The organism is Acinetobacter sp. 24-47-47, from assembly GCF_057737035.1.
Genome location: NZ_CM173216.1, coordinates 1,360,363 through 1,379,702, shown reverse-complemented (window position 1 = coordinate 1,379,702; position 19,340 = coordinate 1,360,363). Strand labels below are relative to the sequence as shown.

Below are 19,340 nucleotides of genomic sequence, written 5' to 3'. Positions count from 1 at the left end.
ATAGCAATGAGCCAATTAAATCCTACGCTAATCACATTTATTTTTTATATTGTGGCGATGCTTGGCATTGGGCTTTATGCCTACAAAGCCACGAATAATTTTGATGATTATATTTTAGGTGGTCGGAGTTTAGGCAGTGTCGTCACTGCATTATCCGCAGGTGCATCAGATATGAGTGGCTGGTTACTCATGGGCCTACCTGGTGCAATTTATCTCTCAGGTTTATCCGAAGCTTGGATTGCCATTGGTTTAATTATCGGTGCTTGGTTGAACTGGCTGTTGGTCGCGGGTCGTCTACGTGTTCACACCGAAATACAACATAACGCATTGACTCTCCCCGACTATTTCACCAGCCGCTTTGGTGATCGGAAAAAAGTTCTTCGTATCATCTCAGCTTTTGTAATTTTGATTTTCTTTGCAATTTATTGTGCCTCTGGCATGGTCGCAGGTGCACGTTTATTTGAAAGCCTATTTGGTTGGGATTACAACACAGCCCTATGGATTGGAGCAGTGGCAACGATTAGTTATGTCTGTATTGGCGGTTTCTTAGCCATCAGTTGGACAGATACATTCCAAGCAGGCTTGATGATCTTTGCGCTTTTACTTGCTCCAGTAATGACCTATTTAGCCATTGGTGAAAATGCTCAGCAAGTTAGTGTCATTGTGGAATCCGCACGCCCATTAGCGAATAATTTACTTTCAGATCTCAGCACTGTAGCAATTTTATCTTCAATGGCATGGGGACTTGGCTACTTTGGTCAACCACATATTCTTGTGCGCTTTATGGCAGCAGATTCCGTGAAGTCTATTCCAGCAGCACGTCGAATTGGAATGACATGGATGATTCTATGTCTTGGTGGTGCAGTCGCTGTCGGTTATTTCGGAATCGCTTACTTTGATACGTTTCCTCAACTCGGTGCTGCAGTCAATGCAAATCCTGAAACTGTTTTTATGGAATTAACTAAAATTTTATTTAATCCATGGGTTGCAGGAGTGATTCTCGCCGCGATTCTTGCAGCAGTGATGAGTACCCTCAGTTGCCAGCTATTGGTATGCTCTACCACGCTTACAGAAGACTTATACAAAGCATTTATTCGTAAATCTGCATCACAAACCGAGCTGGTTTGGGTAGGTCGTTTGATGGTATTAATCGTTGCGATTATGGCGATCTTCCTTGCAATGAATCCGGGCAGCAAGGTACTCGGTTTAGTTGCTTATGCGTGGGCTGGCTTTGGTGCAGCATTTGGACCACTGATTATCCTTTCTCTCTTCTGGAAGCGAATGACCATCAATGGCGCATTGGCAGGTATGATTGTTGGTGCTGTTACCGTCATTGTATGGAAAAACACCATGGCTGATACAGGCGTCTATGAAATCATTCCTGGGTTTATTTTATCTTGGGTGAGTATTATGGTGGTGAGTTTATTAGGCCGCCCGCCAGCGCAAGATGTGACTGACCGTTTTGATGAAGCTCAACAGAAATATGAAATTGAAATGCAAGAAATCAAAAATGGAAGGTAATGAGAAATAAAAAATTAAGGGGCTTATAGCCCCTTTCTTATACATTTACTTTTTAAATGTTTGCTTAAGTTGCACTTGCGACGATTCCTTAATAACTTCCATCACTGGATAGCTACGGGTTTCTTTGATGCCTGGCAGTTGCCATAAAACCTGTCCAGAAATCTTGCGAAACTCTTCCATGTTGGCGCAACGGATTTTAACCACAAAATCAAACCCTCCGCTGATCATGTGACATTCAACAATCTCAGGGTAACTTCTGACTGCATCAGAAAATTCTTCTAATACATTTGGAGTTGTTTTATCTAATAAAATTTCGACAAATACCACAAAACTTCGATTCAGCAGATCTGGATTTAACTTGGCTTCATAACCTGTAATATATCCATCTTTGGTTAGTTTTTGTACTCGAGCAAGCGCTGCTGTGGGAGAAAGATTGACCATTTCAGCAAGTTTTATATTTGATAGACGCCCATCTTTTTGCAAGATATCTAAAATTTTTAAATCTGTACGATCCAAGGTCATCATTTGAGTCTGCATGCGAATTATTCTCTAAATTTAACTCTAATTATAGTGAGTTATGCACCATATTTTCTGTAATCATAAATTAAATAAACCTTAAAGATAAATCTATTTCATTGTCACAGGACGCTGGCGTATATCTCATGGAACAACTTAGCTCACCCCTTTCTCGCCCATTAGACATTCAAGACATTACTGAATTTAAAGATAAATCAGATCTAGAATTAGAAATAAATCGTGCATGGCGCCGTGATGAATCTGAATGTGTCGAAACACTTCTCGAAGAGACCGAGATTGATCAAGAAATTTCAGACAAAATTTATCAATTAGCCTTCAATTTAGCGCATTCATTACGTGAACGTAAAGGGGCAGCGGGCAAAGCAGGCATTGTACAGGGTTTATTACAAGAATTTTCATTATCTTCACAAGAAGGTATTGCGCTCATGTGTTTAGCTGAAGCGCTCTTACGTATCCCTGATAAAGCAACACGTGACTTATTGATCAAAGACAAAATCAACCAAGGCAATTGGAAAGATCATTTAGGTCAAAGCAGCCTAATGTTTGTAAACGCGGCAGCATGGGGCTTAATGTTGACCGGTAAGTTAATGGAAACACCTAAAGCAAATAGTTTATCTGGTCTACTCACAGGCATCTTGGCACGAAGTGGCCGTGGCATTATTCGCAAAGCCGTTGATGTTGCTATGCGTATGATGGGTGAACAGTTTGTGACAGGTGAAACCATTGATGAGGCGTTAAATAATGCCGAACGATTAGAAGAACAAGGCTTTCGTTACTCATATGATATGTTAGGTGAAGCAGCGCTTACAGATCATGATGCAGAGCGCTATTATCAAGATTATACAAATGCGATTCATGCGATTGGTAAGGCATCGTCTGACAAAGATGTTTACGAAGGCCCTGGTATATCAATCAAACTTTCAGCACTTCATTCACGTTATCAACGCTCGCAAATTGACCGTGTACACGATGAGCTTTATCACAAAGTCTTTAATCTAGCGGTTCTAGCGAAACAATATGATATTGGTCTAAATATCGATGCTGAAGAAACTGATCGTCTGGAAATTTCATTGGAACTTCTTGAACGCTTATGTTTCGAACCAAAATTGAATGGCTGGAAAGGCATTGGATTTGTGATTCAAGCTTATCAAAAAAGATGTTTTTACGTGGTCGATTACATCATTGATTTAGCTAAGCGTAGTCAAAAACGTTTAATGATTCGTTTAGTCAAAGGCGCCTATTGGGACAGTGAAATTAAGAAAGCACAAGTTGAAGGCATGACCGATTATCCTGTCTTTACTCGAAAAGTGCACACAGATTTATCTTATATTGCATGTGCTCGCAAACTTTTAGCCGAACCAGACTTTATTTATCCACAATTCGCAACACATAATGCACAAACCTTAGCCACTATTTATCATTTGGCAAATCCTGAACAATATTATAAGGGACAATACGAATTCCAATGTTTACATGGCATGGGTGAACCACTTTATGAACAAGTCGTCGGTTCTAAAGCAGATGATAAACTTGGCGTACCTTGCCGAATTTATGCACCTGTCGGAAATCACGAAACCCTTTTGGCTTATTTGGTTAGACGATTGCTTGAAAATGGGGCAAACACGTCTTTTGTAAATCGTATTGCTGATAAAACACTCAAAATTGATGACTTGATTGAAAATCCACATCAAACCATTGATGTCACAAGTCGAATCGAAGGCAAAGTTGGATTAAAGCACCCTGCTATTCCATATCCGAAACATTTATATGCTGATCATCGCCCTAACTCTCTTGGAATTGATCTTGCAAATGACCAAGACCTTGAACATTTGAATCATACTTATCAACAATGGTCTAAAGTTCAAATTAAAGCCACCCCAATGGGTCTGAGATTAGATGAATCCGTACACGATACAGAGTCAATGGCAATTCTCAATCCTGCGAACCATCAAGATATTGTCGGTGAAGTGACGGAGACTCATGCCATGCAAGTGGAAATGGCGTTAGTTAATGCGACTGAAGCACAGCAGGATTGGCAAAATTTAGAAAAAGATCAACGTGCAGAATATTTAATTACAGCATCCAATGTGATGGAGTCTCGACTTGAAGAGCTAATGGTTCTGCTCAGTCGCGAAAGCGGTAAAACATTTGCCAATGCGATTGCTGAAGTACGCGAAGCAGTAGATTTCTTACGCTACTACGCAGCACAAGTGAAAGATCTAGAACACAAAGCCGTTATTCAACCCTTAGGTACAGTACTGTGTATTAGTCCTTGGAACTTCCCATTGGCAATTTTTACAGGTCAAATCGCGGCGGCACTTGTAACAGGGAATACTGTAATCGCCAAACCAGCGGAGCAAACTCCTTTAATTGCCTCAATTGCAGTTCAGATCCTTTGGGAATCTGGCGTACCACAATCTGTCTTACAGCTCTTGCCAGGACGTGGTGAAACAGTGGGTGCACAACTCAGTAGTGATCATCGTATTCAAGGTATTATGTTTACAGGGTCAACTGAGGTTGCGAAAATTTTGCAGAAAACCGTTGCAAAACGACTGAATCAATTTGGTCAATCAATACCTCTCATTGCAGAAACTGGCGGTCAAAATGCCATGATCGTAGATTCTTCTGCCCTGACTGAACAGGTGGTATTAGATGTTGTCAGCTCAGCATTTGATAGTGCAGGTCAGCGTTGTTCAGCACTGCGAATTTTATGTGTTCAAGAAGATAATGCACATACCGTGATCAAAATGCTCAAAGGTGCAATGAAGCAATTGCGTGTCGGCATTCCAAGTTTATTGAAAACTGATATTGGACCTGTAATTAATCGAGAAGCAAAACAAACCATTGATCAACATATTAATAAAATGAAATCTCTGGGTTATCCCGTTCAACAACTCATGTGGGATGAAGATGACTCTCATCTCAAGCAAGGGACATTTGTTAAACCGACTTTAGTTGAGTTACCACATTTAGATGATCTTGAACGTGAAGTTTTTGGTCCAGTACTGCATGTCATTACTTATAAATATGGCGAACTTGATCGACTTATTGATCAAATCAATGCCAAAGGCTATGGTTTGACTATGGGCTTACACACGCGTATCGATGAAACCATACAAACCGTAATTTCAAAAGCAGAAGTTGGAAATCTCTATATTAACCGCAACATTGTAGGTGCTGTTGTCGGTGTACAACCCTTCGGTGGAGAAGGTTTATCTGGTACAGGTCCCAAAGCTGGTGGACCGATGTATATTTATCGGTTAATGCATGAATGTACACATAAAAAAATTGAACAACCTTATGCAACGAGCAAAGGCGTTGAATTGACTGAACATCAAAACTTATTGAATCAATATAAAGATTGGGTCAATAAGTCATTTCCTCATTATCAAATGAAGGTGTTGCAACCAAGTTGTGTCGGACATAGCTATGAATTACAAGGACCAACAGGTGAAAGCAATCAATATGTTGTGTTACCGAGACATCGTGTTTTAAGCTTGGCAGATCAAGAAATAGATCAGATTCATCAACTTCATGCCATTCTCGCGGTTGGCTCTCAGCCAACTGTTCTAGGTGAGAATACGTTTGTTTTAAAATACTTACAGTCTATGCCTAAAGAGGTCGCTCAACGTATCGCCATTATTGCTGATATTGAGACAGGTAGTTTTGATGCAATTCTACATCATGGCACCAAAAATCAACTGTTAAAATTGCAAGATAAAGTGGCTCAGCGACAAGGTCCGATCATCGGAATAACACATCTAGAGCCTGGTAATTATGACATTCCTTTAGAACGCTTCTTTATTGAACGTGCAATTAGTATTAATACCGCAGCTGCAGGTGGTAATGCGAGTCTAATGACCATGCAAGCTTGATTCTGTTGAGTCAAAAAAACCAGTGCATTGCACTGGTTTTTTATTTGTGATTTAAACAGCAAGCATACTATTTAAAGTTTCAGATACATTTTTAGATTTCACGATAGGTTTCAATGCTTCGAGTTTCGCTTTGACTTCGGCTTGTTGAGGATGGGCTAACGTGTACCAACGTGATAAAAGTTGTAACAAACGTGAGCCTACAATCGGATTCTTTTCATCCAAATATTGAGCCAACTGAATAATATGATCTACCCCAAAACTCCAAGTATTGACAGGGTTTGAATTTAAACCACCAGTTACAGCACGGATTCGATTAGGTACTTTAAGATCGTAATCAGCATGTGATGTCAGTTTTTGAATCGTTTCTGCTGTCGCTTTCGGATGAGCTGCTTGGATCATAAACCACTGATCCATTGATAGAGCCTCATCTTTAAAACGCGTATAGAAATCTTCTAAAATCTCAACAGCTTGCGGTGCATCATTCCAAACCAACACTTTTAAAGCACCTAAACGTTCAGACATATTACGTGTTTGACGATACTGTTGCTCAGCTAAATCAAATGCAGCCTCATCTCCTTGACGCGCAATAAATGAAAGCATGATGTTCTTTAAAGCACGTGTACCCATAGCTTGGGAAAAATCTGACTGTATTGCTGGATCTAATGATAAATAAGTCTCTTTAGCAAAATCACCTAAACGGCGAGACAAAGTATCTAATAGAGCATTACGCTTTTCATAGATCGCTGTCGGTTGATAATCGTGGTCAATACGACTACCCAAATAACCTTCACTCGGAACATCAAATAAACGTGAAGCTAACAGCGGATCTTGCTGAATTACTCTAGGTAGCGTTTTTAACATCGCTTCAATATATATGTCAGCAGGTTGGTCATTTAATAAGATGCGCTCAAGCAATGTTTGCGTCGCTTGCCACTGATTAAAGCCATTGGTTTCGTACTGTAATAATAACGCAAGCTGTTCATCAGTATAATTAAACTCTAAATTCACAGGTGCAGAGAAATTTCGTAATAGTGAAATTACAGGCACCTTCGCCACGTTTTTAAACTCGATCGTTGCTTCATCAGTCGTGAATAAGTAAACACCATCTTTGACTTGATCTTCAACTAAAGCTGAGCATTCAAGTTGAAGTTGCTCACCAGTGTGTTCATCAAACAAAGCCAAAGCGACAGGAATTGGAACCGCTTTTAAGTTTGGATATTTTGGATGTGGTTTTAAACTTTGCTTAAAGTTTAAACGATAAGTTTTCTGCTCAGCATCATACTCACCTTTGGCTTCAAGCTTAGGTGTACCCGGTTGGTTATACCAAGTTAAAAATCCTGATAAATCCACACCAGAACCTGCTGATAATGCAGCAACCCAATCTTCCACAGTCACAGCTTGACCATCATGGCGACGGAAATACTCATCCGTTCCTTTACGGAATTTTTCTTTACCTAATAAAGTCGCCATCATTCGGTTAATTTCTGCACCTTTTTCATACACAGTCGCTGTATAGAAGTTATTAATTTCTACGAAATGATCTGGACGTGGAGGATGAGACAATGGGCCTGAATCCTCAGGGAATTGATGCGCTTTAAGCACTGCCACATCATCAATTCGTTGAACAGCAGCAGACTGCAAATCCTCAGAAAAAGATTGATCACGGAAAACGGTTAAACCTTCTTTCAGACAAAGTTGGAACCAGTCTCGGCAAGTAATACGATTACCCGTCCAGTTATGGAAATATTCATGAGCGATAACAGATTGAACACGCATAATCGCAGCATCAGTCGTGTATTCTTCATCAGCTAAAACACATGATGTGTTAAAAATATTAAGCCCTTTGTTTTCCATTGCACCCATATTGAATGCACTGGTCGCGACAATCATATAATTGTCTAAATCATAAGGTAATCCATAGTGCTCTTCATCCCAACGCATAGAATGTTTAAGTGCTTCCATGGCAATATGGCACTTAGGAATATCTTTTTCTTCAGCATAAATTTCTAGAGCTACATCACGACCTTCAGAAGTGACGTAACGATCTTTTAATACCGCTAAGTCTCCAATGACACATGCAAAGAGATAGGCTGGTTTCTTGGTTGGATCTTGCCAAATGGTATAATGACGTCCTTCGCCCACTTCACCCGCTTCAATTAAATTACCATTCGCCAGTAGGACTGGAAATTTCTTATCCGCTTCGACACGTGTTGTGAAAACAGACAGCACATCTGGACGGTCTGGATAGAACGTAATTTTACGAAAGCCTTCTGGCTCGTTTTGAGTTACAAACAGATCAGATGCTGCTTGGTATAAACCTTCAAGTTGTGTGTTTGATTCAGGATGAATTTCAACGACTGTAACGATGCATGCATCATCAGGTGCATCTTTAATCACTAACTGTTCATCATCTAGATGATATTGCGAAGAATCTAACTCTTGACCATTCAGTGTAATTGACTTCAACTCAAGCTCACGACCAAGCAATACCAAATCACCTTCAGTCTGACGTTGCATTTTTAGTGTGCCTGTCACCATCGTATGATCGTCATAGACTTGGATATTTAAATCAATCGAATCCACGACAAATGCTGGCTTCTGATAATCTTTCAAAAAAATCGTTTGATCTGCTTCGATCACTGGATTTGCCGCGATATTCATAACTCGTCCTATAAGCTGTTCTTTACAGCGATTATGCTTTTATGTGAAGTCAATTGATCATAGGTCAAAATTGACGAATTGTCTGTGTTTGACGCTCTATTTAATATGGGTCTATTCATGTTTTTTTCAATTTAATTTATTTGTAGTAACAACAGTTTGCTTCTTTATTACCCGTTTCAAATATCTTGTCTAAGTACGATAGAAATGTAACAAAAATTCACTTATTTATTTTCAAGCATAATTATTGCTTCAGTTTAAGAGCGGTAATCATCAAAAAACTTATAAATCATAAATGAGGTGAATCATGCTCATCAGGAACCATATAGTCAGAGTAGAAAACATCAAAACCATGCAGATGATGGATGCTGCTAAAATTGATCATCGCGTGATTGCAGCGTTTTTAACCAGTGAGGGAATGCCTATTGAAACATCAGAAGTCACAGCTGTATTGAAAAACTATGATGTACTCGGAATCAAGAGATTATCTCAAAAGAAATCTCAGGTACTGATCCAAGCTAAAATGCAACATTTTTCCGATTCAGAGCTCCCTTGCCCTTTAACCTATTAAATCCTCTATCTAGGTCGATCTAACACTTGAGGAAATGATTTTCCGGTTCGATCTATTCATATATTTCACATAAGCAGGCATTCACCTGCTTATTTTATTGATCGCAACACCAGTCAGATTTGTTTTCAATACTGACTCAATCAAGCGATGTTGAACAATCGTGTGTATAATTCTTTCATCTTGAAATTAAAGTGCTGCCATGTTGCAAATTCTCCAAAAAAATGCTGATGAAAGTAGTTTCTGTCCACTTTGTCAGGCCAGTATGTACTTTATTGAAGCAGAAGAATTTGATAAAGAAATCCTATTCCATCAATGTTCCCATTGCCACCATCAAGTCTTTCAAGATGAAAACCGCAACTGCCATTGTGAGCGCTGCACAGCAAAACGAAAGAAAATGATGCAGGAAACTCGCATTCAAGAACAACGTAAGATTGCATCGAAGAATAAAGACATACAAGAACTCGATTTGCATCAACTGAGCTTTATGCACAAGTTGTTTTTACTCTCAATATTAGATCAACAAGTCCATGAGCATACCCAACATCAAGAATTCATCGATTGGGAAAATATTAAATATCATACCATTACCCCAAGTTATTTATTTCAAAATCATTTGATGAAACAACTTTTGAAAGACAATATTCTTGTCCCACGTGACTTTTCGAGTGAACTCAGTCAATACTATATTAATGTCCGTCTTGACGGCTATTCTGAGCCGAGCTTGTTTAGTATTACTCAAGCGTTACGTCAGCTCTTTTATGAAAATCTGAGCCAAGGTGTACCATTTAAAAATAGTGATGAAGTCAAAAGTGCACTCTATACTCTGTTGTACCAAGAAATTATTCAATTTGCGCAATACTACTGTCGAACTTGGGGCGTTCAAATTGCTGGAAATCAGAGTTTTCAAACCTTTTGTTTTAGATTATTAGACTCTCTTGCTGTGGGTCAAATCTATTATTTAGTTCAAACTGCGCTTGAGTATTTGCACCATCAGAAAGCACTCCAAGCCCGTAATGAAAATTTTATCAATACCAACCTTTTAAAAAAGACTTTACAGCAATATCGTGAACGTTCTTTAGCTGAAAAATGGGAAACCTCAACACTGCCAAGGCTACCTAACTTGCCTTTAAGTAAAATGAGCGAAATCTTATTTTTTCATTTTCTAGGCTATGATGAATCAATCTTTTTTCAACCTGTTTGGCGATCGTGGAGTAAAATCGAGCCACGTTTAAATTTCTACTCACAAAAACGTTGTATGAATTGTGGCTCGAATGAACTTTCTGTGGATTATGACGCTGATGACTATGTCAGTTTAATTTGTCGTAATTGTAATCACCAAGACCACTATTTTACACGCTAGCGAACGACTATGAATCATCCAGAAAACTTGATAGCAAATGCTCCAAAAGATATTGAGGTTCAAACCCAAGAGATTCTTAAACAGGTCATTGAAGCATGGCATCTGTTAAGAACCACTCAACCTTTAGTGCATTGTATGACCAATCAGGTTGCTGCCAACTATGTCGCAAATGTACTGTTAGCTGCTGGTGCCTCACCTGCCATGATTGATAATCCTTTTGAAGCTGAAAGTTTCGTGGGTATTAGTCAAGCTTTAAGTATCAATTTAGGGACACCTCATACAGAACAAGTTGCCGCAATGAAAATTGCCACAGAAACTGCTCACAAAAAAAATATACCTTGGGTATTAGATCCTGTTGGCTATAGTGCTGTTTTGCCATGGCGTACTGAAATTACAAATGATTTATTGCGGTTTAAACCCACCATTATCCGAGGTAATGCTTCAGAAATTGGGAGCTTAGCTGGACAACAAAATCAATCTAAGGGTGTAGACAGTACCCTCGATAGCGCTGCCGTAGTAGAACAGGCAAAAACTTTATTAGATTACTCTGAATGTATCGCAATTTCTGGCGAATCTGATTTTATTCTTTCTAAGTCTTATGGATGTATGGTTAAGATTAATGGTGGTTCACATTTACAGCCAAAAGTTACCGCTACAGGATGCGCCTTAGGTGCATTAATTGCTGCTTATGCTGGCGTAACAAACCCAACCATTGCATGTATTGCTGCCCATGTACACTTTGCCATCGCAGGTAAGCTCGCTTATACGCAGGCTCAAACTGTCGGAAGTTTTAATGTCGCTTTCATCGATGAACTCTATAGCTATTCGGCTGAAAAAATTCAAAACAGTGCAGATATCGAAATACTGACTTTTGCTGCATAACGATAGGCTGAAGATCACTTCAGCCTTTTTAGTCTTACTTCTGAACTCTACCTTTACGATAATGCTCTTTTGGCATTTCCGCTAACTCAATGATCAATTGAACCGTTAAGCCTTGAGCATGATAACCATTAAAGCTATGAAGATACTCATTTAAGCGATCTGAAATAAGATTCTTTTGTTCTTCATTACGCCCCGTCATGATCCCTAAACGAACATGAATATAAGCTTGAGGCTCTTCGCCAAAACCAATCAGGAAATCACTATTAGCACGAATACGTGATTTGATATCAGAAGGATGCCCCACTAGACCTGTATCAAATAAAGCGTGGTTTAAGCCTAAAAGTAACGCTTGCGCATCTAAATTTTGGATATTATCCGAATACTCAACGATCATCTGTGGCATCTTAATTCCCTTTGCTTGTGTGTTAAAAAATCAATTTCAAATGCGTAACTCATTATTCAATGAATAATAAGGCTAATCTCACTTGGTCATAGCCCATACGCGGATTGGTATTTTCCACGATCGGACGCAACTTGATCGCACCATCTTCACCGAAATGTTCAGGACTCTGTCTTTTAAGTAATTTTTTATAGATTTTACGTACTTGTTCAACGACTTCATCCCCAGGATGAGCAACCGAGATATCTAAGCCCTGCTCACGATGGAGTTTGCCTAAGTGGTTAATAATGGTTGCTGGCGTTAAACCACGCTCAACCGCAATATCCTGAATTTCATAACCATTTTCAAAGAGTTCGCGAGTTTCATCGAGAGTCGCGGTGGCATAATTGGCTTTGCCTGCATTTTTGGCAATTTTTTTCTCATTACGACTAATCTCAAGCTCATTGAGTGTGCCACCACAGTGCCGAATAAATGCCTTATGTTGCGCTTCTAAATCAGCATCACCAAAATGCGCTTCTGCTTCATCAGAGAGTTCTTGAAATCTTCGGTCGGCTTTAATTGCTAAACTGTCTAATTCTAATGCTTGCTCATTGAAGCCGAGCAACCTCAGACCATCAATAGATTTCAAACGAGATAAGGCGACATAGCCCTGACCCTTTTCAAAGGTATTCGCCAAATTGATTTCCGCCGCCGATAAAGTCATCCCTTGAGACTTATGAATAGTAATCGCCCAAGCTAACCGCAAAGGAACTTGGGAAAAACTCGCGATTGTCTTTCCTGCATCATTATCAACAGACCAGGTTTCAGGTTCGACCACCAGAACAGTGCCGTCTGTTAATTTAACTTTAGGTAATACCCCGTGATCATCTACTTCTTCAAAGCCAATGACTTCACCAAGGCTGCCATTGATATAACCCACATCAAAATTGTTTTTTACAAACATGACTTTGGCATGTTTCTTTAAGGTCAATTCTTCTGGTGCACGTACGGAAGATTTTAATGTCTCGATTAATTTTTCATTACCATCCATTTGTGCACAAAATTGATGACCATCCCCATCAATCTCATTTAAATGACGGTAATTAATGGCATCAACATCCATATTATGGGTATACAAACGTGTAAATGTTTCACCAATATCTTGCTCACGCGTTTGTTGTAAAGCTTGAATATGCTCGGCTTGAATATTTTGCGCACGGATTGCATTCAAAATATCATTCAAGGCTGAGTCATCTTGTCGATGTTGTTCAGTTAAATAACAAACACGAAATTTCGCTTCTACCCAAGCCTGGGACATAAAACAGAATTTATCTCGATTTTTTTCGTCATTGCGTCCGACTGGTGGTAACTGGAAGAAATCTCCAGCGGCAATCACCTGTATGCCACCAAATGCTTCATCAGACTCTTTAAAAAACTTGAGCACTTGATTAACTAAATTAAGCTGCTTTGCATGTAACATCGAAATTTCATCAATGATCAATACCTGCGCATTTTCTAAATGCTCTTTGAGATATTTACGCTCTTTCATGCGTTTTAGATCATCATCTGATAAAAAATCTTTGATCCCGATCCCCGCCCACGTATGAATGGTCATCCCATTCATGTGTGTGGCTGCAATGCCTGTAGATGCAGTAATGGCGACTAAAACTTTTCGTGCCTTAAGATAATTAATATATTGATTAAGCGTATACGTTTTTCCTGCACCCGCAGAACCTGTCAAAAAGACATTTTCCCCTGCTTTCATTAACTTCAGTGCAGTTTCTTGTTTCATATGTGCTTAACCTAATTTGAACGCTCATAGCCTAACGACATTTCATCAAAAAGTTAAGCCAAAAATCAGCCTTGTGATCATGTTAACGCGTGAATACGTCAATTTAAGGCGCATCAGTTGTTGATTTGTTCAGGATCTCCAAAATTCCAAATCAACATTTCATTGACTTGATGTACAAACGCTTTGGCTTCCCTCACAACCTTAAGATCAGCAACTTCATTATTGGGCAAACGCAGTTGGTCAAAATGCAACTGATCGAATTTAAAAAAACAACCGAGTGTCAAATGCTGTGAGGGATCATGTAAATTTGACATATGGAACGCCACATATTCACCATCAATAATTCTTTGGGTATAAGATAAAGCCAAACAATGTTTATAATTTACAGACTCTTGAATAATTTGCTCTAACTCATTCAATTCCACAAATTTCCAATTCTCTGTATACATAACTGCTTGGGGTGATACTCGTTTCCAATGACTCTCAGCATGTCGCAATTTCAAAGTCGTCAATGTATCAACATAATGTAAATGTTGATGCCAACGTATTGCTTGCTGATACCATGCGGGCCATGTCATGTTTTTCGCAATGGTTCGATCTTGTTGAAAAAAATCAATGAGATAATCTGCGACATAAGAGTCAAAAATACTATTGCTGCGGTTATATTGAGAGTTTGGATGTTTAAAGCGCTGCCTAAACTCATCTAGATTGATATGATACTGCTGCATCAAGAAATGAAAATGCGTTTGATGTTGTGTTGAGGGCTCAATAAATTTGATGATTTCATCAGGTAGATCTTTAACTAAGTCATTTAAAAACAACATATAAGACTGCATCACTTGAGAAATACGTTTAAAGACATATTTCACTGAACTCAATCCTTGCTGATCCAATGACCATAACAAGTCCAACCATTCCTTAAGATATAAAATAGAAGCCGTGAGTGGCTGTGATTTTTTAAAATCTTGAGCATTTTGTGCCTCATTCAATGCATATGAATGATGCTCAGCAGATAGTTCAAACCATGCTTGTTGCTGTGAAATACGTAAACACTCAGAAATAAATAAACGACCGATAACCTGTTCAAAATATTGAATCGAGAGTTGTATGACATGCGGATGTACTTTAGAGCAATCCACAAAACTTAAAGCGGTGACAGCCAATCGAATATTTGGATCTTTTAAATTTTCACTTACCCAGTCGATGACAAGATAATCTTGTTTAAATAACCAATTCACTGCTCTTTTGTGTATAAACAGTGGCGACTGTTGCGCTATATCTTCTACCCAATACTGCACATCTTTATTTAAAAAATTTTGTTTATTGAAAATATCTTGATACTGCCAATACCCTCGTTTGATCCAACGTGTAAAACCTAATAAATGCGGTGTTTGCTCGTTATGCTGTTTGAGTAAATTGAAATCAGGCTCTAAGTCTACCAATTGAGATAAGCTAAATTGTTCCTCGAACGAAATTTGTGCCATACGATATAACCGTTTTGGCAACATTAATTCTGCTGAAGTGCTTAACTGATCGTATACTGGGATCAATTTTTGCACTGCAAGAAAATTATCTCCCATGACTGAATTGACCAAACACAGATGTTTAAAATTTAGTTCAACTTCCAGAGGTATTTCAGCACCAAATCGGCTGAAATTCAGCAAATGAGGTTCATCATAATACTCACTTTGCATCATGATTCGATCTAACTGCATCGCTTGCTGATCGGTCAAATTATAGAGGCACTGTTCAACACGATTTTCTCCATCGACCCATTTAAAGACTTCTTCAACCAGCATTTGACGAAATAACTGCACTTTCGTTTTTAAATATAAAGAATGATGTGAGGCCTTATGATTAAAGATAAAACTAAAATCATTGAACATAAAATCCGCAATTTTTTGAATCTCGACATTTGAGTGGGATGTATAAAATTGAATTTTATAATCATCGATACACTCAACTGTGAGCAGTCCATCTGCGATCACTAAGCTATTATTTTCCTGATCAATTACGAATAAATTTTCAGGCGTAATCGTCCATAGATATAACCACTGATCCTGAAATACGGCTTTGAGTGTATCGCAATGATCAATTAATGCCTGTGCAGTATATTGATGACGTTGCTTTGGATTTTGCGGAGGACACGCCAGCATACAGTTTGCCTAAATAAGAAAGACTGGAAGAATTTTAAAAATAACAACGATATAACTATATTATTCTATCTTAAAATGAGTTGTGCTATTCAGATTCTGTAACTTTTGTATGAGTCAGATAAGCAGTTCGTATCATGCAACAATTATATGAAAATTTCTTGAAAGTACGTTTGACTCACTGCTCTGACTGTATTAAAACAATCTCATACTAAGAACTTTAGAGACAATAATGAAAACAGTGGTGATTACAGGTGCAAATACAGGAATTGGATTAGCGACAGCAAAAAAATTTGTTGAAGATGGTCATCATGTCGTACTTGCCTGTCGTAATTTGGATAAAGCTCAGAAAGCTAAAGCAGAAATCAGCACCAAAGGTCATGGTCAAATTGATATTGTAGAATTAGATTTAAATGATTTAAATCAAGTCAAATCTGCAGCACAAACTTTAAAAGAAAAATATTCACAGATTGATATTTTGGTCAACAATGCAGGTCTAATGACGCCTAAATTAGAAGAAACGGCTAATGGTTTTGAAAAACAAATAGGTGTCAATTATCTAGGACATTTTGTGTGGACAATACAATTGTTACCTTTACTTCAAAACGCGCCTTCAGGCCGTATCATTCATCTTGCATCCATGATGCATGTTCTGGGTAAAATTGACACACATCAATTTAAATTTCATTCTGTTAAAAAATATAACGGTGTACTCAGCTATGGAAATAGTAAATTAGCAAATTTACTATTTAGTCATGCCTTAGCTGAAAAGCTCAAAGGCACATCTATCACCAGTAATGCAATTCATCCAGGTGGTGTGGATTCCGAAATTTATCGCGAGCTTCCTAACTATCAATATCGCGCTTTAAAATTGTTCTTAATCTCACCCAACAAACCAGCAAATCTTATTCATCAAATTGCGTTATCACCTGAATGGTCTAAGAAAACAGGTCAATACAAAAGTTTGCAAACACCAGCTTTTCAATCTGCACATGCGAAAAATCGTAGTTTAGCTCAGCGATTGTTTGACGAGACAGAACAACTTTTAAAAGAATATTTATAGTCAATATAAACAATTTTGAATCAGGGAATGAATCAATAGATGATCGAAAAAATGAGTGCTGAGACCACGCTACAATACCAACCCGACATTTTAGGTGAAAAATTTGAGCAACATATTTTCAAATTTTCGCCTGATTATGATGGTGAGGTTATTGCAACATTAGTACGTCGCCCATCAGATATTCCATCAACTAAAGCTGTGCTGTATATCCATGGCTTTATTGATTATTTCTTTCAACAAGAAATGGCGAAAAAATTTAATGCCCAAGGTTTTCATTTTTACGCCATTGACCTTAGAAAATACGGTAGATCACTACTTCCGCATCAAAAACCTTATTTTGTGAAAGCCCTAACCGAATATGATGAAGATATTCATGCCGCATTGAATACAATTCAAAGTGAGGGAAATGAATCGGTATTATTATGCGGTCATTCTACAGGCGGTTTAACTGCCACTTATTTTTCAATTCGACACCCTGATCATCCATTGATTAAAGCAATCTGGGCCAACAGCCCATTTTATGATTTCAATATGAATGTCTTGAAAAAAAAATATGCGCTTCCAATGATTGCAAAATTAGCTCAGCAATTTCCGTTGATGCAATTACCAAGTGAATTAAATAAATTTTACGTGAAGAGTTTGCACGAAAATTTAAATGGCGAATGGAGTTTTGATCTCCAGCTTAAACCTAAAACCTACACCAAAGTGTATTTGAGTTTTATCGGTGCTGTTGCGAAAGCACAACAGAAAATTCAATCTGGTCCTAAAATTTCAGTTCCGCTCCTTGTTATGCACTCAAGTCGCACGACCAATCCCAAGAAATATAACATTGATGCTCAGACCTCTGATGTGATTTTAGATGTAAAAACTATCGAAAAATATGCAAAAGCATTACAAGGTGATGTCACTGTAATGACAATTAAAGATGGTCTGCATGATTTGGTTCTTTCAAAAAAACTGGTTCGTCAGCAAGTATATGACCAACTCTTCGCTTGGCTTGCTTCAAAAAATCTCTAAACTCTGTTCATCTAAGACCTCATTTTAGTGGTCTTGATTGTTAATGTGTATTGATCAAGCTGAATGGACTTTCTCTTGGTCATACAATATTTCTATTCTTCAACGTTCCCATCTCTTCACAGACCTTTGCGACCAATCTGCTTTTCACCCATTTGAAATATTATTTCTTGCTTTCTGTTTCTTGTTTTGAGCCATGGAGAAATTGGGTTGGTATTTGGTAGGTACACATCTTCTCAAGCGTGTCCAATACTGCAAACACGGTAAATATCGCCGAACACAACAATAAATGGTAAAAGGAATCTCACCATGGCTTTTAAAAATATTGCAGACCAAACAAACGGTTTTTATATCCCTTGTGTTTCACTTTTCGGACCAGGTAGTGCTAAAGAAGTTGGAAGCAAAGCCCAAAATTTAGGGGCTAAAAAAGCACTGATTGTGACTGATGCAGGTTTATACAAATTTGGTGTCGCAGATATCATCGCTGGCTATTTAAAAGAAGCGCAAGTGGAGAGCTACATATTTGCTGGTGCCGAGCCTAATCCGACTGATATTAATGTCCACGATGGTGTGGAAGCCTACAATAATAATGCTTGTGATTTTATTATTTCTTTAGGTGGTGGCTCTTCACATGATTGTGCTAAAGGTATTGGTTTAGTGACTGCAGGTGGTGGGCACATTCGCGACTATGAAGGAATCGATAAAAGTACCGTTCCGATGACACCTCTTATTGCAATCAACACAACTGCAGGAACTGCTTCGGAAATGACGCGTTTCTGTATTATTACCAATACAGAAACTCATGTAAAAATGGCAATCGTCGATTGGCGTTGCACTCCACTCATTGCCATAGATGATCCTAAACTGATGATCGCAAAACCTGCAGCATTGACAGCTGCAACAGGTATGGATGCGCTTACTCATGCCGTCGAAGCCTATGTTTCAACAGCAGCAAATCCAATTACAGATGCCTGTGCTGAAAAAGCCATCAGCATGATCAGTCAATGGCTGAGTCCTGCGGTTGCTAATGGTGAGAATATTGAAGCACGTGATGCAATGAGTTATGCACAATATTTGGCAGGCATGGCATTTAATAACGCCTCTCTAGGTTATGTACATGCCATGGCTCACCAATTAGGCGGTTTTTATAATCTTCCGCATGGTGTGTGTAACGCGATTTTACTCCCACATGTCTGTGAGTTCAACTTAATTGCCTGCCCTGATCGTTATGCCAAAATAGCTGAATTAATGGGTGTAAATATTGAAGGATTAACCATTAATGAAGCTGCATATGCAGCAATTGATGCGATAAAAATCCTCTCTCAATCTATTGGCATTCCAACAGGATTAAAAGAGCTTTCGGTTAAAGAGGAAGATTTAGAAGTGATGGCTCAAAATGCACAAAAAGATGCCTGCATGCTCACTAACCCACGTAAAGCAGATCTCCAACAAGTCATCAACATTTTTAAAGCTGCAATGTAAACTTTTGAGTTGCTAGATCTAAAAGAGAATCTGGATACACTTCAGATTCTCTT

13 protein-coding genes are annotated in these 19,340 nt (G+C 38.5%); 8 read left to right on the top strand and 5 right to left on the bottom strand.

The window, feature by feature from the left end:
* The first annotated feature begins 6 nt into the window (after positions 1-6).
* Positions 7-1,521: a sodium/proline symporter PutP gene (gene putP, locus AC1M9E_RS06390; protein ID WP_481607431.1), complete on the top strand. Its 1,515-nt coding sequence runs from the start codon at positions 7-9 to the stop codon at positions 1,519-1,521.
* Positions 1,522-1,566: 45 nt separating this feature from the next.
* Here putP and AC1M9E_RS06385 read toward each other — a convergent pair whose 3' ends face one another.
* The gene (locus AC1M9E_RS06385) at positions 1,567-2,058 is read right to left on the bottom strand and encodes an Lrp/AsnC ligand binding domain-containing protein (protein WP_035263751.1); all 492 of its coding nucleotides are present in this window, start codon (positions 2,056-2,058) and stop codon (positions 1,567-1,569) included.
* Between the two features lie 125 nt (positions 2,059-2,183).
* Between AC1M9E_RS06385 and putA the strand changes: the two genes are divergently transcribed.
* Complete coding sequence (putA, locus tag AC1M9E_RS06380; RefSeq protein ID WP_488225157.1) at positions 2,184-5,933, top strand: trifunctional transcriptional regulator/proline dehydrogenase/L-glutamate gamma-semialdehyde dehydrogenase; 3,750 nt, start codon at positions 2,184-2,186, stop codon at positions 5,931-5,933.
* Between the two features lie 51 nt (positions 5,934-5,984).
* On the opposite strand, the gene pepN is transcribed toward putA, so the two are convergent.
* Positions 5,985-8,594: an aminopeptidase N gene (pepN, locus tag AC1M9E_RS06375; RefSeq protein WP_488225156.1), complete on the bottom strand. Its 2,610-nt coding sequence runs from the start codon at positions 8,592-8,594 to the stop codon at positions 5,985-5,987.
* Between the two features lie 304 nt (positions 8,595-8,898).
* On the opposite strand from pepN, the gene AC1M9E_RS06370 reads away from it, so the two are divergent.
* The 3 genes from AC1M9E_RS06370 (at position 8,899) to thiM (ending at position 11,404) form a co-directional block, all read left to right on the top strand.
* A complete protein-coding gene (locus tag AC1M9E_RS06370) occupies positions 8,899-9,162 on the top strand; it encodes a hypothetical protein (RefSeq protein ID WP_481607434.1) in 264 nt (87 codons plus the stop codon).
* A 199-nt stretch (positions 9,163-9,361) separates the two neighbouring features.
* Positions 9,362-10,522, top strand: coding sequence for a hypothetical protein (locus AC1M9E_RS06365; protein ID WP_481607435.1), 1,161 nt, complete (start codon positions 9,362-9,364; stop codon positions 10,520-10,522).
* A 9-nt stretch (positions 10,523-10,531) separates the two neighbouring features.
* Complete coding sequence (gene thiM, locus AC1M9E_RS06360) at positions 10,532-11,404, top strand: hydroxyethylthiazole kinase (RefSeq protein WP_481607436.1); 873 nt, start codon at positions 10,532-10,534, stop codon at positions 11,402-11,404.
* A gap of 34 nt (positions 11,405-11,438) precedes the next feature.
* Here the strand turns inward: thiM and AC1M9E_RS06355 are convergent, their stop codons facing one another.
* The 3 genes from AC1M9E_RS06355 to AC1M9E_RS06345 all read right to left on the bottom strand — a co-directional run bounded on the left by AC1M9E_RS06355 (position 11,439) and on the right by AC1M9E_RS06345 (position 15,731).
* Positions 11,439-11,807 carry a 5-carboxymethyl-2-hydroxymuconate Delta-isomerase gene (locus tag AC1M9E_RS06355; RefSeq protein WP_035263762.1) on the bottom strand — a complete coding sequence of 123 codons (369 nt, stop codon included), beginning with the start codon at positions 11,805-11,807 and terminating at the stop codon, positions 11,439-11,441.
* 52 nt (positions 11,808-11,859) lie between these two features.
* Positions 11,860-13,575, bottom strand: a complete 1,716-nt coding sequence (locus tag AC1M9E_RS06350) for an AAA family ATPase (protein WP_481607437.1) — start codon at positions 13,573-13,575, stop codon at positions 11,860-11,862.
* A 113-nt stretch (positions 13,576-13,688) separates the two neighbouring features.
* Positions 13,689-15,731: a hypothetical protein gene (locus tag AC1M9E_RS06345; protein ID WP_488225155.1), complete on the bottom strand. Its 2,043-nt coding sequence runs from the start codon at positions 15,729-15,731 to the stop codon at positions 13,689-13,691.
* Positions 15,732-15,960: 229 nt separating this feature from the next.
* Between AC1M9E_RS06345 and AC1M9E_RS06340 the strand changes: the two genes are divergently transcribed.
* From AC1M9E_RS06340 to mdh, 3 genes are all read left to right on the top strand, one after another.
* On the top strand, positions 15,961-16,791 hold the full coding sequence (locus AC1M9E_RS06340; RefSeq protein ID WP_092766390.1) for an SDR family oxidoreductase: 831 nt from the start codon (positions 15,961-15,963) through the stop codon (positions 16,789-16,791).
* A 51-nt stretch (positions 16,792-16,842) separates the two neighbouring features.
* A complete protein-coding gene (locus AC1M9E_RS06335) occupies positions 16,843-17,808 on the top strand; it encodes an alpha/beta hydrolase (RefSeq protein ID WP_488225154.1) in 966 nt (321 codons plus the stop codon).
* A 306-nt stretch (positions 17,809-18,114) separates the two neighbouring features.
* Positions 18,115-19,287 (top strand): iron-dependent methanol dehydrogenase, encoded by a 1,173-nt coding sequence (gene mdh / locus AC1M9E_RS06330; RefSeq protein WP_035263769.1) that lies wholly within the window; start codon positions 18,115-18,117, stop codon positions 19,285-19,287.
* Positions 19,288-19,340: the final 53 nt, after the last annotated feature.